Origin of the sequence: Sphingorhabdus sp. EL138 (assembly GCF_945890115.1) — a bacterium.
In the GTDB taxonomy this organism is placed as follows: domain Bacteria; phylum Pseudomonadota; class Alphaproteobacteria; order Sphingomonadales; family Sphingomonadaceae; genus Sphingorhabdus_B.
This window is the reverse complement of the sequence record NZ_CAMDCK010000015.1, coordinates 53,273-67,810: the sequence shown is the minus strand read 5'-3', so window position 1 is coordinate 67,810 and position 14,538 is coordinate 53,273. Positions and strand designations below refer to the sequence as shown.

Genomic DNA, 14,538 nt, shown 5'->3' with positions numbered 1-14,538 from the left:
TGTGGTTGCTTCTGTGGTTGCTTCTGTGGTTGCTTCTTCAGCACCTGAGCAAGCGGCCAAACCGAGCGAAGCGGCAAGAACGAGAGATACAGCAATTTTCTTCATATGGGAAACCCCCTAGCAAAACTTATGAAAACCTGACAGGCACGCTACAAGAATTGCAGCTTGCCTGCGAAAAACCCTCTAGCCCGTTCATAATTCGCTGGCAATGCGCTTTTTCATTTCGGCAAAATGTTACATAGCCGTTTGGGCCTTATGTCTACTATAACGGTAGAAAATATGGCGAATTTGTGTGGATTGACATGATATAAAGAATTCTTTATATCTCTTCCGAATGATCAGTTTGTTAAACATCATGCGGGCTTTAGCCGACCCTACGCGATTACGAATCGTGTTTTTAGTGCGTCGTCTTGAGCTATCGGTGGGCGAATTGGTGCAGATACTCGACCAAAGCCAGCCCCGCGTTTCCCGACATATCCGCATTCTGGATGAAGCTGGGCTTTTGGAGCGTCGCAAGGAAGGAAGCTGGGTATTTTTAAGGCCTAGCGGGATGTTAACAGACGGCTCGCTCTCATCATTGTTGGCAGAGGCAGATATGTCGCAGGCAAAGGCGTTCCAGCGGGATCTGCTTCGACTTGATGAAGTCCGCAATGCGCGCACGGACATGGCGGCACAGTATTTTGCGGCGCATGCGGATGAGTGGGATTCGCTCAGATCATTGCACATTGCCGATTCGGAAGTTGAAGCGCGCTTGGCGCAAGTTCTGCAAAGTGCACCATTAGGCCAAGTCCTTGATGTGGGCACGGGCACGGGGCGCATTGTCGAATTGTTTGCGGCGGATTCCAGTCGGCTTGTGGCGATCGATAGCAGCCCAGAAATGCTTCGGCTTGCACGCGCGAAAATTGCCAACTTACACCCCGAAACCGCGCGTAAAATCGAAATAAAGCTTGGCGACTTTAACATGTTGCCGGTTGGGGATGGTGAATTCGACACCGTCATCTTCCACCAAGTCCTGCATTATGCGCAGCATCCCGAAGCCGTCATCGCCGAAGCGATTCGCACGCTTGCGCCCGGTGGCCGCCTCGTCATCGTTGATTTTGCAGCGCATGATCTGGAAGAGTTGCGCACGGTACACGCCCACGCCCGGCTGGGCTTTTCCGATGATTTCATGCGAAAAGCATTTACTGGTCAAGGGCTGCAGATGGTGCACCAAACTGCGCTTGCTGCCGGCGAATTGGTGGTTAAAGTCTGGATGGGCGAAAAGCCGTCAGCTTTGCAACCGCTCACCACACCTCATTTCAGCCCAAAAAACAATTTAAGGATTGTCGCATGATTCTGCCACTTACACAGATGCAGGAGGCGGGCCGCGCCGTTGCCTCTCCCCTTTTTGCGGGGCTGCCCGGTGATTGCGAGATCAGTTTTGAATTCTTCCCGCCCAAAACGGAAAAGATGGAGGAGCAATTATGGGAATCGGTGGTGGCCCTCTCGCCGCTGGGTCCGCGCTTTGTTTCGGTCACTTATGGAGCGGGCGGCACAACCCGCGAACGCACACATAACACCGTGGCGCGCATTGCCCGCGAGACCGACATTCCGGCGGCCGCGCATTTAACCTGCGTCGAGGCATCCAAGGGCGAAATTGCCGATGTCGCCAACGCTTATTGGGAGGCAGGGGTTCGCCATATCGTCGCGCTGCGCGGGGACGCGCCTAATTCTGACGGCAAATTTGTGCCGCATCCCGACGGCTATGCCAGCGCTGCGGAACTGGTCGAAGGTTTACGCAAGCTGCACCCGTTTGAAATATCGGTCAGCGCCTATCCCGAAACCCATCCAGAGGCGTTGTCGGCTGCGTCGGACATTGATTTTTTAAAGCGTAAGCTGGACTCCGGTGCGAGCCGCGCGATCACGCAATTCTTTTTTGAACCCGAAACTTTCTTCCGTTTCCGGGATGCGGTTGCCGCGGCTGGCGTTGATGCGGAGATCGTACCGGGCATCATGCCCGTGTCGAACTTTGCCGCGATTACCCGCATGTCGCACATGACTGGCACAGCTATTCCCAGCTGGATGGCGGACGTGTTCAATGGATTGGATGATCATCCATCCGCACGGCAATTGGTGGCCGCCACTGTCTCTGCAGAAATGTGCCGGAAATTATATGCCGGCGGCGTCCGGGAGTTTCACTTTTACACCCTGAACCGCGCCGAATTATCCTACGCAATTTGCCATTTGCTGGGCAAGCGGCCAGCCGCTTTAGCGCAAAGGGCCGCAGCATGAACGCGCGCGAAAATTTTGTCGCCCGTGCGGCGCAACAGATATTGGTGTTCGACGGGGGCTATGGCACCGCGATCCAAGGCTATAAATTGTCTGAGGCTGATTATCGCGGCGAACTCGAACTGACGCACGATCAAAAGGGCAATAACGACCTATTGTCGCTTACCCGTCCTGATGTCGTTGGCGCCATCCATAGCGCCTATCTCGAGGCGGGCGCCGACATGATCGAGACCAACACTTTCAGCGCGACCAAAATCAGCATGGCCGATTATGGCTGCGAACATTTGGTTTGGGAATTGAACGTGGAATCGGCCAAGTTGGCGCGTGCCTGTTGCGAGGACGCCGAGGCCAAGGACGGTATAAAGCGGTTCGTTGCTGGGTCGATTGGTCCGACCAACAAAACCTTGTCCTTGTCGCCCGACGTCAACGACCCGGGCTATCGTGAGATAGACTTTGACTATCTGAAAGATGTGTACCGCGAACAATGCGACGCACTCATTGAAGGTGGTGTCGATTTCCTCTTGATCGAAACCATTTTCGACACGCTCAACGCCAAATGCGCCGCGATGGCTGCGCAAGAGGCGGCGGCGGCATGTGGGCGCGATGTGCCGTTGATGATATCAATGACTATCACCGATATGGCTGGCCGAAATCTCTCTGGTCATACGGTTGAAGCATTCTGGGCCGCGATCCGGCATGTCAAACCGCTGACCATCGGGTTGAATTGTTCCTTTGGCGCGGATCTTTTGCGACCGCATCTGGCGGCATTGTCCAAACAAGCCGACACGCTGGTGATGGCTTACCCCAATGCAGGCCTGCCCAATGATCTTGCCGAATATGATGAATTACCCGAAACAACGGCGCAATTGATTGGCCAATGGCTGGATGATGGTCTGGTGAATATCGTTGGCGGCTGTTGCGGCACCACGCCTGCGCATATCGCGGCGATCGCCAAGGCGGTTGCGGACCGTGCGCCACGCGCCATTCCCAAGGCGGATATTGTGACCCGGCTGGCGGGGCTCGAACCCTTCGTCATGGCCGCCTGAACCTTATAAAGCAGAACAAAAATGTCATCGATTACTTCCTCTTCCCGCTTCGTCAATATCGGCGAGCGCACCAATGTCACTGGCAGTGCCAAGTTCAAAAAGCTGATCCTCGCTGGCGATTATGAAGCTGCGGTTGAGGTTGCACGCGACCAGGTCGAAAATGGCGCGCAGATTATCGACATCAACATGGATGAAGGCCTACTGGACGCGCATGAGGCGATGACCACCTTCATCAAGCGCATCGCCGCAGAACCCGACATCGCCCGCGTGCCATTAATGATCGACAGTTCCAAATGGAGCGTAATTGAGGCTGGGCTGAAATGCGTTTCGGGTAAGCCAATCGTGAATTCGATTTCGATGAAAGAGGGCGAAGAGGCGTTCCTTCATCATGCGCGCTTGTGCATGGCTTATGGTGCGGCTGTCGTGGTTATGGCGTTCGATGAAACTGGCCAGGCTGACACGCAAGCCCGCAAGGTCGAGATTTGTAAGCGGGCATATGACTTGCTGATCGGCATCGGTTTCCCGCCCGAGGACATTATTTTCGATCCCAACATCTTTGCGGTGGCAACGGGGATTGAGGAGCATAATAATTACGGCGTCGACTTTATCGAGGCTATAAAGGAACTGCGCGTCTTGTGCCCACATGCGCATTATTCTGGCGGGCTTTCCAACCTGTCATTCAGTTTCCGTGGCAATGAACCGGTACGCCGCGCGATGCACTCGATCTTTCTCTATCACGCCATCCCTGCGGGGCTTGATATGGCCATCGTCAATGCGGGGCAGCTCGATATTTATGATGAGATCAAACCTGAACTGCGCGTCGCGTGCGAAGATGTCATCCTCAACCGCGACCCCGATGCAACAGAGCGCCTGATCGCGCTTGCCGAGAAATATCGCGGGACTGATGTAGCACAGGAAAAGGCCGAGGCTGAATGGCGCGGCTGGCCGGTGACCAAAAGGTTGGAGCATGCCTTGGTCAAGGGCATTGATGCGCATATCGTCGATGACACCGAAGAAGCGCGGCTTGCGATCAAGGCCGCGGGCGGTCGCCCCATCGAGGTGATCGAAGGACCGTTGATGGACGGAATGAACGTCGTTGGCGACCTGTTCGGGTCTGGCCGCATGTTCCTGCCGCAAGTGGTGAAGTCTGCGCGCGTCATGAAAAAGGCGGTCGCGCATCTCTTCCCCTATATTGAGGCGGAGAAAGAGGCGGGTGCCAAGGGCAAGGGTAAGATCATCATGGCGACCGTGAAGGGCGACGTGCATGATATTGGCAAGAACATTGTCGGCGTTGTCCTGCAATGTAATGGCTTTGAAATTGTTGATCTGGGCGTCATGGTCCCGTGGCCGACAATTTTGCAAGCGGCGGTCGAACATGATGCCGATATGATCGGGCTGTCGGGCCTTATCACTCCTTCGCTTGACGAAATGGTGACCGTTGCCGAGGAAATGGAAAAAGCGGGCATGTCGATGCCGTTAATGATTGGCGGCGCAACCACGTCGAAAACGCACACGGCCTTGCGGATTGAGCCTGTCTATTCCGGTCCCGTCATCCATGTGCTTGACGCGTCGCGCGCCGTCGGGGTGGCCGGCACATTGGTCAGCGACACCATGGCGGACAAGTTTGTTGCCGACACCCGCGCCGAATATAGCGATATTCGTGACGCCCGCGCTGGCAAGACGGCAAAGCCGCTCGCCACGCTGGAAGAAGCCCGGGCGAACGCCTTTGAAATCGACGAAAGCATGAAGCCGGCCGCGCCGCAAAAGCCGGGTGTCCATGTCTATGATGACTGGGACTTGGCCGACCTGCGCAACTATATCGACTGGACCCCGTTTTTCCGTGCGTGGGAATTGCATGGCAATTTTCCGGCGATTTTGACCGATGAAATTGTGGGCGAAAGCGCGACGGGCCTGTTTTCCGATGCCAATGCGATGCTCGACAAGATCATCAACGAAAAATGGCTACGCGCGAAGGGCGTTGCGGGCCTTTGGCCCTGTCGACGCGATGGCGATGATGTGCTTGTCTATTGCGAACAGACTGAGGCGCATGTGCGCCTGCCGTTCTTGCGCCAACAAATCGCCAAGCGTGCAGGCAAAGCAAACATGTGCCTTGCCGATTTCATCAGCCGCGATGGCGACTGGATTGGCGGATTTGCGGTGACCACTGGCCACGGCATCGAGACGCATTTGGCGCAGTTCAAAGCCAATATCGACGATTATTCGGACATCATGCTCAAGGCGTTAGCCGACCGGCTGGCAGAGGCCTTTGCCGAGCGGATGCACGAACATGTCCGCAAGGATCTGTGGGGCTATGCCCCTGAAGAACAATTCACGCCCGAGGCCCTGAACCGCGAGGAATATCGCGGTATCCGGCCAGCCCCGGGTTATCCCGCCTGTCCGGACCATAGCATGAAGCCGACATTGTTCGACCTGCTGGATGCGACGCCTACAACCGGTATCACGTTGACCGAGAGCTTCGCAATGTTGCCGACCGCCGCCGTAAGTGGCCTGTATTTTGGCCACCCGCAGTCGGAATATTTTGGCGTTGCGCGTATTGGTGATGATCAGGTGTCGGATTATGCGGCGCGCCGTGGGTTGGATATGGATCGTGCACGGCAATATTTGCGGCCAAATCTGAACGAGTGAGAAGTTAAGTGGCCCTGACCCCACGCGCGCATCAGAAATGGCCTATAGCCGGTTGAAGACAAATCCGGCAAACCAGCCAAGCAGCAACGAGACAAGCACCGCCATTGCGCCGTAAAAAAGGGCATAGTCTTGCGCCAATATGGTGACCAATTGTTCGAACCCGGTTTTGCGGATGCGGACTTCGACATTGTCATCGGCCACAATCACCCGGCCATCGCGAATGAGCAAAGTTTCCGCAGTATACACACCGACCGGCACACTGGACGGAATGTTGAGACGCGCACGATATAGCACCTGATCGGTTATTTCGACCGTGCCCGCATCCTGGCGGAAAAGGCCGTTGCGGCGATTTAAGTCCACCAGTCCATCGACAAAGCGGCGTTGTTCGGTGGCGTTGACTTCGCCGCTGGGCGACAATTGCAGGCGGTCAAGGCCAAGTTCATAAATCGCTGCTGTTTTGCTGTTGATGATTTGATCAAGCGGGCGTGATGACGCGATTGCGTAATATGCGGGGACGGACCGGAAATCGGTGCTGTCGGCGTTGATCCAGATACCGGCAACTTTCTGCTTTTCGCGTAACGTTACCGACCGGGTTGGCCCGCGCAGAACAACCGCAACATCCACTTGCCCGTCTGGCACAACGCCGCGTGGGTAGATGATGGCACCGAATAAGAGCATTTCGGCGCCCGTGAACCCCGACTGGATGTTGATTTGCCGCTGTGAGACGTCTGGCACTAATTTGGGCACATTTTGCGCGCTCGCCGTCATCGGCAGCAACAATAATATCAGGGCGAATAAACGGATCATAAAGCCTGCAACGTGTAGATTTCGTCGGGACGCCAGCCCAGACCAAGCGCCATACGAATTGCGACAAGCAGAACGATCGCGGCGAGAAAGAGACGTAGATATTCTGGCCGCATGCGCTGCGCCAGACGCGCGCCGATTTGCGCACCTGTCACACTGCCAATAAGCAAGAAAACGGCCAGAACAATATCGACCGCTTTGGTGGTCAGGCTGTGCATCATCGTTGATGCCATCGTCACGAACAAAATCTGAAACAAGGATGTCCCCACCACTACCTGCGCGCCCATGCCCAATAGATAGAGCATAGCGGGTACCATGATGAAGCCCCCGCCCACGCCAAGCAGCATGGTCATAATGCCTGTAATAAAACCCAAGATTAACGGCGCGATAGGCGAAATATAAAGACCGGAACGATAGAAACGCCAGCGCATCGGCAAATTGGCCACCAACGGATGATGCCGCCGTTTGGCCGCAGCGACTGGCTTTCCCGCGCGCACAGCCAGAACGCTGGTCAAGCTTTCTTTGGCCATCAAGCCACCGATGCTGCCCAACATCAGAACATAAAGGATGTTGATGACGGTATCGATCTGGCCGACTGCCTCCAATATTTCAAATATAGCCGCGCCCGCGCCTGTACCGAATATACCGCCGACCACGAGCACGCCGCCCATCTGAAAATCCACCCCGCCGCGTTTCATATGTGCGAATACGCCCGAGACGCTGGCCCCTGTCACCTGCGTGGATGCGGACGCCGCAGCAACCGCTGGCGGGATACCGTAGAATATGAGCAAAGGCGTAGTGAGGAATCCGCCACCGACGCCAAACATACCCGACAGCACGCCGACGCCGCCACCCAGAAGGATGATCACCAGCGCGTTTACCGACAGATTGGCTATGGGAAGATAAATATCCATGATCGACTATTGGACCCTAACGGCATTTGACGTCAGGATAAAGGCTAGGCTTAGTATTAAATCCACCTAGGGTCAGGACCACTTAAATCCACCTTCGCGGTTTGAGGCCATTTTGTTCAGCGCAAGGCAGTAAGCTTGGAGTTGGTGGTTCTAAGTCCAAGCTTACCAACGTGGCAATGGGCAAAATGGGTCAAATCCGAAGGACGCCAAAATGGCTTTGCTCTCGCAGCAAATTGCCCTTGCAGGCAGAATGACTGTCTGCGGCGGCCATCTTCCTTCGATATCTTTGCCATTTTGACGCCGCGATGGTGGATTTAAGAGGTCCTGACTCTAAAGTAAGGCCCTGAAACAAGTTCAGGGTGACGGGTTCTTTTTGCGTTTTAGGCCTTCCGATCTGCGCTATTTTTGACGCCTCAGGGATCAAAGCCTCAGGCATCAAAGTAAGTGGCCCCGATCCTAAAAATCAATCGCCACGCCTTTTAATTCCCAATCGCCATAGCGGACGGGGTCTGGTCGTTCGGCGTCGGGCTCAGGTGCACGCACGACTTCTTTGGCTTCCGGGACTGGCGGGCTTTTGGAGAGATATTCCGGCGCTTTGACATGTGGCGGACGCGTGCCCATAGTTTGAATTTCCTTAAGCGTAATGGCTAACAGGGAATATCGGCTTTTGTCCGCGCATTTGCAAGGTCTGGCATCGCACGTTGGACCGCGCAGAACCGCTCTTCACTTGTGTGCCGCACACGCCTAATGCCCTTGGTCATGACTGAAGAAATTTCCGGCTTGCCCACCCGCCGCGCCGCCTTGCGGTTGCTTGATATAGTGATGCGTATGGGCACGCCCATGGACCAAGCGACTGCCAATGCCACCAAGGGCCTTTCGTCACCGGACCGTGCCTTGGCGATTGCGATCGCGCAGGAAACTTTGCGCTGGTCGGTGGATCTGGATACTCTCATCGACAGCAAGACCAAGCAAGTTCTGCCAGATGATAGCAAGGCGCGGATGGTGCTTCGCCTCGCGCTGGCGCAAATTTTGCGCTTGGGTACACCTGCCCATGCGGCGATCGCAACGGCATTGCCCTTGGTCGATGGCGGTCCAAGGCGGCTGGTGCATGGCGTGCTGGGATCCTTGCTGCGCGCCGAAGTCACCTTGCCTGATTTGCCGTCGCTGCCAGAGGCGGTGATGATGCGTTGGCACCCGGCATGGGGCGATGACATGATCGCTGGCGCGCAAAAGGCATACTCCGAACCGCCGCCATTGGACCTTGCCCTGCGGGAACCCGCACAGACAAGCGCATGGGCCGAACGCCTAAATGGGGTCAGCCTGATGCCCGGCCATGTGCGTTTGCCGCGTGGGACGGCGGTCGAAGAACTGGACGGCTATGATGAAGGCGCTTGGTGGGTACAGGATCTGGCCGCCAGCCTGCCTGCGCGGCTTTTGGGCGATGGCACTGGTAAGCGCGCCCTTGATCTATGCGCTGCGCCCGGGGGCAAGACCATGCAACTGTCGGCGGCTGGTTTTGCGGTCACGGCGCTCGATAACAGCGCGCGGCGCATGGACCGGCTGATGTCCAATTTGGAACGCACGCAGTTGAATGCAGAGCGGGTAAATGCCGATGTCATGGATTGGAAACCATCGCAGCCGTTCGACGCGATTTTGCTCGACGCACCCTGCAGCGCAACAGGCACAATGCGCCGCCACCCCGATGTGTTGCAGCGCATCGACCTGAAGGCGATTAACAATTTGGCGGCGATTCAAAGTGCGATGCTGGACCGCGCGGCGGATTGGGTGAAACCCGGCGGCACTTTGATATTCGCCACTTGCTCGCTGGAGCTGCATGAGGGCGAGGCGCAGGCCGAGGCCTTTCTGGCGCGGCATCCCGAATACACAACGATGCCCGTGACCGCCGACGAATTGCCCGATGGGGTGACGGCTAACGCCCAAGGCCATGTCCGCACGATGCCGCCGATGCTGGCCGAACAAGGCGGGCTGGACGGGTTTTTTGTGGCGCGGTTTTCTAAAAACGCTTAATCAATAAACCACGTCGCTCCAGCGGAGGCTGGAGCCTATCGCGCTATTCGTGCGCGGCTGAGAGACGTAATGGGGCCCAGCCTTCGCTGGGGCGACGGTAAAGTGAAATGACGGGGAATATATGAAAACTATAGCGCCCACACTCACAACCGAGCGTTTATCGATTGAACCCATGTCGCTGCTGCATTGGGAAGATTATGCTGCGGCATGGGCCGACCCGCGCATGACTGCTTTTATCGGCGGCGAGCCGCGCAGCCGCAATGTCAGCTGGGGCAAAATGCTTCAAGGCATCGGCAACTGGTCGCTTTTTGGCTATGGCTATTGGTCATTTGTGGAACGGGCCAGCGGGCGCTTTGTCGGCAATGGCGGGTTGGCGCAATTTGAACGCGGGATAGAAGAGTTGGAAGGCTTTCCCGAAGCGGGGTGGGCATTTACGCCCGACGCTTGGGGTAAGGGCTATGCCACGGAGGCGATGACCGCGATATTGAAGTGGGCGGACGGCCAAGGACTGGGCGAGATACGCTGCATCATTGATACCGGAAATACCGCATCGCATAATGTCGCGGGCAAGCTTGGTTTTGCCACATTTGCCGAATCGCATGATGTCATTGGCGACCTGCTTATCTATCGGCGCGCTCCGCGCATTTTACGATAAGCTGTGTATAACGCCCGCCGCCGCCTTGCCCGCCCGCAGTGCAGCGTCTAAGCGGATGATATGACTAACGCCGTCCGCATTGCGCCCTCCATCTTGTCCGCCGATTTTGCGCGGCTGGGTGAAGAAGTGCGCGCGATTGACGCGGCTGGATGCGACTGGATTCATGTCGATGTGATGGACGGGCATTTTGTTCCCAATATTACCATCGGCCCTGCGGTCGTAAAGGCCCTCCGCCCGCATAGTGATAAGCCATTCGACGTGCATTTGATGATCGCGCCGGTCGACCAATATATTCAGGATTTTGCCGATGCAGGGGCGGACATCATCTCGTTCCATCCCGAGGCCGGGCCGCATCCGCACCGCACAGTGCAGCTTATAAAGTCGCTTGGTAAAATGGCGGGTATCGTTCTCAACCCGCACACGCCGGCAAAGATGCTCGATTATCTCATCGACGACGTTGACCTCATTCTGGTCATGAGTGTGAACCCCGGTTTTGGCGGGCAGAGTTTTATTTCCAACCAGCTGCGCAAGATTGAAGCCATTCGCAAAATGATCGACAAGACTGGCCGCGATATTCGGCTTGAAGTCGATGGCGGCATTACAACCGACACCGCGCCACTCGCGATTTCGGCTGGTGCCGACACGTTGGTGGCTGGCACGGCCACATTCAAGGGCGGCGAGAGCCATTATGCTGCCAATATCCGGGCGCTGAGGGGTGAATGACCGGCGGTTTTGAGGACGATCGGGATCAACGGCAGACGGCCTTAATCGTCAGACCCAAAGGCGCGGGGCAAAATATTCTCGAGCGCCTGGCCCTCGAATTCTACAAGCTGACATGGCGCACGCCGCTGCACAATAAGCGGTTGAAGGGCAAGGTGCCCTTGCGCCTTCTGGCGGTGCCGAAGGACCCTTTGGAAGGCGATGCCGGGCGAGGTCAGGCGCTGCGCATGGGCAAATTCCATTATCAGGGCTTACAACAAACCTTTGATGCGCTGGATTATGATCGGCTTGATCTGTCGCCATCGCTAACGGATTATATTCACCGTTTTGACTGGCTGCGTGATCTGGCAGCGGCGACCAATCGCGGCGAAGGCGCGCCCGTCGCGGCGCGTATTGCCGATGCTTGGTTGTTGGCCAATGGCATGAAGACGCGCGAGCCGGCTTGGCGTGTCGACAATTGCGCGTGGCGGCTGTTGAATATGGCCGCCGGATCACCATTTTTGCTGAGCAGTTCGGACCCGATTTACCGGTCGCGCGTCATCAACCATTTTGCGCGGGTGGCGCGCCATTTGGACGAGTCCGCACCAAGGGCGCAAAGCCATTTTTCCAAGACCGTTGGTTGGGCGGGCGTCGTTGCCGCGTCGTTATTATTGCCCGAAGGCAAAATCCGCCGTGCCGTGGGTGAAGACGGGCTTTCTGAATCCTTGCGCGCCACAATTTTCCCCGATGGCGGTGTTGTGTCGCGCTCGCCAATCCAGTTGATGGAGCTCATCGGCCTCTTGAGCCTGTTGAAGCAATGCTATGTTGCGCAACACGAGATGGTACCGGATTTCCTGACGGAGGCATTGGGCCGCGCGGTCCCTGCCTTATTGGGCCTGACCCATTCCGATGGCGGGCTTGGCGCGTGGCAGGGGTCGGCCCATATGACCGCAGATCGGATTGACGCGCTTGTAACCGCCAGTGACGTCCGCGCCCGCCCGCATCGCCAAGCACTGGATTGGGGGTATCAGCGTGTGTCGGCTGGCAAATCTGTACTTTTGCTGGACGCGGGGCCGCCGCCGCTTGCGCGCCAGTCGGCGTCGGGCTGCGCCTCGACCCTGGCGTTCGAATTGTCGCATAATGGGCAGCGGATCATCGTGAATTGCGGCGGTGCGGCTCTGGTCGGTGCGACCATATCGGCGGCGCTTGCACGCGGGCTGCGAACCACGGCGGCGCATTCGACCTTATGTTTGAATGACACCAATTCAACCGCCATCCTGCCGGGTGGGCAATTGGGCAAGGGCGTGACGGAAGTCGGCCTTGAGCGCCGGGATATTGATCAGGCGACACGGATAGAGGCAAGCCATGACGGCTATGCGAAAAGCTTTGGCTATAGTCATAGCCGCTTGCTCATCTTGCGGTCCGACGGCATGGAATTGCGGGGCGAAGATAGGCTGTTACCGCAGGAAAAGCCGCAGACCGATGTGATGGCGCATGTCCGCTTTCATCTAGGCCCAGATATTGAGATTGCACCCGCGGACCAACCGCAGACCGCCCTGCTGCGCATGGCCGATGGCAGCAATTGGGCGTTTATCACCTCCGGCGGCCTATTGTCTGTCGATGATAGCTTATGGGTTGACCAAAATGGCCGACCGCACCCGACCCAACAACTTGTGATCGCCGCCGATACGGGTAAAGGCGAGCTCCATATTAGCTGGCACTTGCGCCATTTAGGATGAATTATGCATGACGTCGTCATTAAGCGGGCCCTCTTATCGGTGTCCGACAAGTCTGGATTAGTGGAGCTTGGCCATGCGCTGGCGGCGCGCCATGTCGAATTGGTGTCGACGGGCGGGACGGCCAAAACGCTCCGTGCCGCTGGCCTGACGGTAAAGGACATAAGCGAGCTCACCGGCTTTCCCGAGATGATGGACGGGCGCGTCAAGACATTGCATCCGATGGTGCATGGCGGCCTGCTCGCGGTGCGTGATAATCCCGAACATGCCGCCGCGATGGCCGAACATCATATTGGCGCAATCGACCTTGTGGTGGTCAACCTCTATCCCTTTGCCCAGACGGTAGCCAAAGGTGCGTCGCGTGATGAAATCATCGAGAATATCGACATTGGCGGGCCGTCGATGGTCCGTAGCGCAGCTAAAAACCACGCCTTTGTAACGATCCTGACCGATCCGGCCGATTATGATGACTTGATTGCCGAGCTTGAGGAAAGCGACGGCAAAACCAGCTATGACTTCCGCCGCAAATGTGCGGCAAAGGCCTATTCGGCCACGGCGGCTTATGACAGTATGATAAGCCAGTGGTTCGCCTTTGCCGATCAACAGCAACTGTTTCCGGACATGCTTGCGGTCAATGGCAACCGCGCCGCCGAATTGCGCTATGGCGAAAACCCGCATCAGCGCGCGGCGCTATATGTGCCCATTGGACCGCACATTGCGGGCATCGCGCAGGCCGAACAAGTGCAGGGCAAGGAGTTGTCCTATAATAATTACAATGACGCCGATGCGGCGCTTGAGCTGGTCGCCGAGTTTCGCGATGGCCCGCCGACGGTCGTAATCGTCAAGCACGCCAACCCCTGCGGCGTGGCAACGGGCGCGACATTGATCGACGCCTATCGCGCGGCGCTGGAATGCGACAGCGTTTCGGCCTTTGGTGGTATTGTGGCCGTCAACCGCCCGTTGGATGCAGCGACGGCCGAAGCGATTACCGAAATTTTCACCGAAGTCGTGGCTGCCCCATCCGCCGATGACGCGGCCAAGGCGGTGTTCGCCAAGAAGAAGAATTTGCGATTGTTGCTCACGGGCGATTTGCCCGACCCCAAACGTAGCGGCCTGTCGATCAAGCCGATTACCGGCGGGCTGCTCGTGCAATCACGTGACAATGGCCATGTTGCCGATGATGCATTCACTGTCGTTAGTAAGCGGCGCCCGAGCGCGCAGGAACTGGCGGACTGCCGCTTTGCATGGACGATCGCCAAACATGTGAAGTCCAATGCGATTGTCTATGCCAAGGATGGCGCAACGGCGGGCATTGGCGCTGGCCAAATGAACCGGCGCGACAGCGCGCGTATTGCCGCGATTAAGGCGAAGGAAGCGGCGGAAACTTATGGCTGGGATGCCGCGCGCACAGTGGGTTCGGCGGTCGCTTCCGACGCTTTCTTCCCATTTGCCGACGGGCTGCTCGCCGCTGCCGAGGCAGGTGCGACGGCAGTCATTCAACCGGGCGGATCGATGCGCGACGACGAAGTAATTGCCGCCGCCGATGAAGCTGGCTTGGCCATGGTCTTCACCGGCATGCGGCATTTTCGGCATTGATCGGCGATCTAAGCTAAAGCTTTTCATCCCCGCGAAAGCGGGGATCCATGGCCTATCTTATCCGAATAAAGTCGATAATGTTGTCGTAGGCACAGACAACAGGTCATGGATTCTCGCTTTCGCGGGAATGACAAGGGCTATGCTGT

At 57.0% G+C, this 14,538-nt stretch carries 12 protein-coding genes; 9 read left to right on the top strand and 3 right to left on the bottom strand.

Annotated elements, in window-relative coordinates; all coding sequences use genetic code 11:
• The first annotated feature begins 334 nt into the window (after nucleotides 1-334).
• The 4 genes from Q0O07_RS08580 to metH are packed head-to-tail and all read left to right on the top strand — an operon-like array spanning nucleotide 335 to nucleotide 5,960.
• Nucleotides 335-1,333 (top strand): metalloregulator ArsR/SmtB family transcription factor, encoded by a 999-nt coding sequence (locus tag Q0O07_RS08580; RefSeq protein WP_295492532.1) that lies wholly within the window; start codon nucleotides 335-337, stop codon nucleotides 1,331-1,333.
• On the top strand, nucleotides 1,330-2,271 hold the full coding sequence (metF, locus tag Q0O07_RS08575) for a methylenetetrahydrofolate reductase [NAD(P)H] (RefSeq protein WP_295492530.1): 942 nt from the start codon (nucleotides 1,330-1,332) through the stop codon (nucleotides 2,269-2,271). Before Q0O07_RS08580 ends, metF begins: the two co-directional genes overlap by 4 nt.
• Nucleotides 2,268-3,314, top strand: coding sequence for a homocysteine S-methyltransferase family protein (locus Q0O07_RS08570; protein WP_295492528.1), 1,047 nt, complete (start codon nucleotides 2,268-2,270; stop codon nucleotides 3,312-3,314). Before metF ends, Q0O07_RS08570 begins: the two co-directional genes overlap by 4 nt.
• Nucleotides 3,315-3,335: 21 nt before the next feature.
• The gene (gene metH / locus Q0O07_RS08565; protein WP_295492525.1) at nucleotides 3,336-5,960 is read left to right on the top strand and encodes a methionine synthase; all 2,625 of its coding nucleotides are present in this window, start codon (nucleotides 3,336-3,338) and stop codon (nucleotides 5,958-5,960) included.
• Nucleotides 5,961-6,002: 42 nt separating this feature from the next.
• On the opposite strand, the gene Q0O07_RS08560 is transcribed toward metH, so the two are convergent.
• The 3 genes from Q0O07_RS08560 to Q0O07_RS08550 form a co-directional block, all read right to left on the bottom strand.
• The gene (locus Q0O07_RS08560) at nucleotides 6,003-6,767 is read right to left on the bottom strand and encodes a TIGR02186 family protein (protein WP_295492523.1); all 765 of its coding nucleotides are present in this window, start codon (nucleotides 6,765-6,767) and stop codon (nucleotides 6,003-6,005) included.
• Complete coding sequence (locus Q0O07_RS08555; protein ID WP_295492522.1) at nucleotides 6,764-7,678, bottom strand: sulfite exporter TauE/SafE family protein; 915 nt, start codon at nucleotides 7,676-7,678, stop codon at nucleotides 6,764-6,766. Before Q0O07_RS08555 ends, Q0O07_RS08560 begins: the two co-directional genes overlap by 4 nt.
• A 456-nt stretch (nucleotides 7,679-8,134) precedes the next feature.
• Nucleotides 8,135-8,299, bottom strand: a complete 165-nt coding sequence (locus Q0O07_RS08550) for a DUF1674 domain-containing protein (protein ID WP_295492520.1) — start codon at nucleotides 8,297-8,299, stop codon at nucleotides 8,135-8,137.
• Between the two features lie 138 nt (nucleotides 8,300-8,437).
• Between Q0O07_RS08550 and Q0O07_RS08545 the strand changes: the two genes are divergently transcribed.
• From Q0O07_RS08545 to purH, 5 genes are all read left to right on the top strand, one after another.
• Entirely contained in the window at nucleotides 8,438-9,706 is a 1,269-nt protein-coding gene (locus tag Q0O07_RS08545) for a transcription antitermination factor NusB (protein ID WP_295492518.1), read from the top strand.
• Nucleotides 9,707-9,827: 121 nt separating this feature from the next.
• Nucleotides 9,828-10,361, top strand: a complete 534-nt coding sequence (locus tag Q0O07_RS08540; protein WP_295492516.1) for a GNAT family N-acetyltransferase — start codon at nucleotides 9,828-9,830, stop codon at nucleotides 10,359-10,361.
• Between the two features lie 60 nt (nucleotides 10,362-10,421).
• On the top strand, nucleotides 10,422-11,084 hold the full coding sequence (gene rpe, locus Q0O07_RS08535; RefSeq protein WP_295492514.1) for a ribulose-phosphate 3-epimerase: 663 nt from the start codon (nucleotides 10,422-10,424) through the stop codon (nucleotides 11,082-11,084).
• Complete coding sequence (locus Q0O07_RS08530) at nucleotides 11,081-12,799, top strand: heparinase II/III family protein (protein ID WP_295492511.1); 1,719 nt, start codon at nucleotides 11,081-11,083, stop codon at nucleotides 12,797-12,799. Before rpe ends, Q0O07_RS08530 begins: the two co-directional genes overlap by 4 nt.
• Nucleotides 12,800-12,802: 3 nt before the next feature.
• Complete coding sequence (gene purH, locus Q0O07_RS08525) at nucleotides 12,803-14,392, top strand: bifunctional phosphoribosylaminoimidazolecarboxamide formyltransferase/IMP cyclohydrolase (RefSeq protein ID WP_295492509.1); 1,590 nt, start codon at nucleotides 12,803-12,805, stop codon at nucleotides 14,390-14,392.
• Nucleotides 14,393-14,538 lie beyond the last annotated feature (146 nt).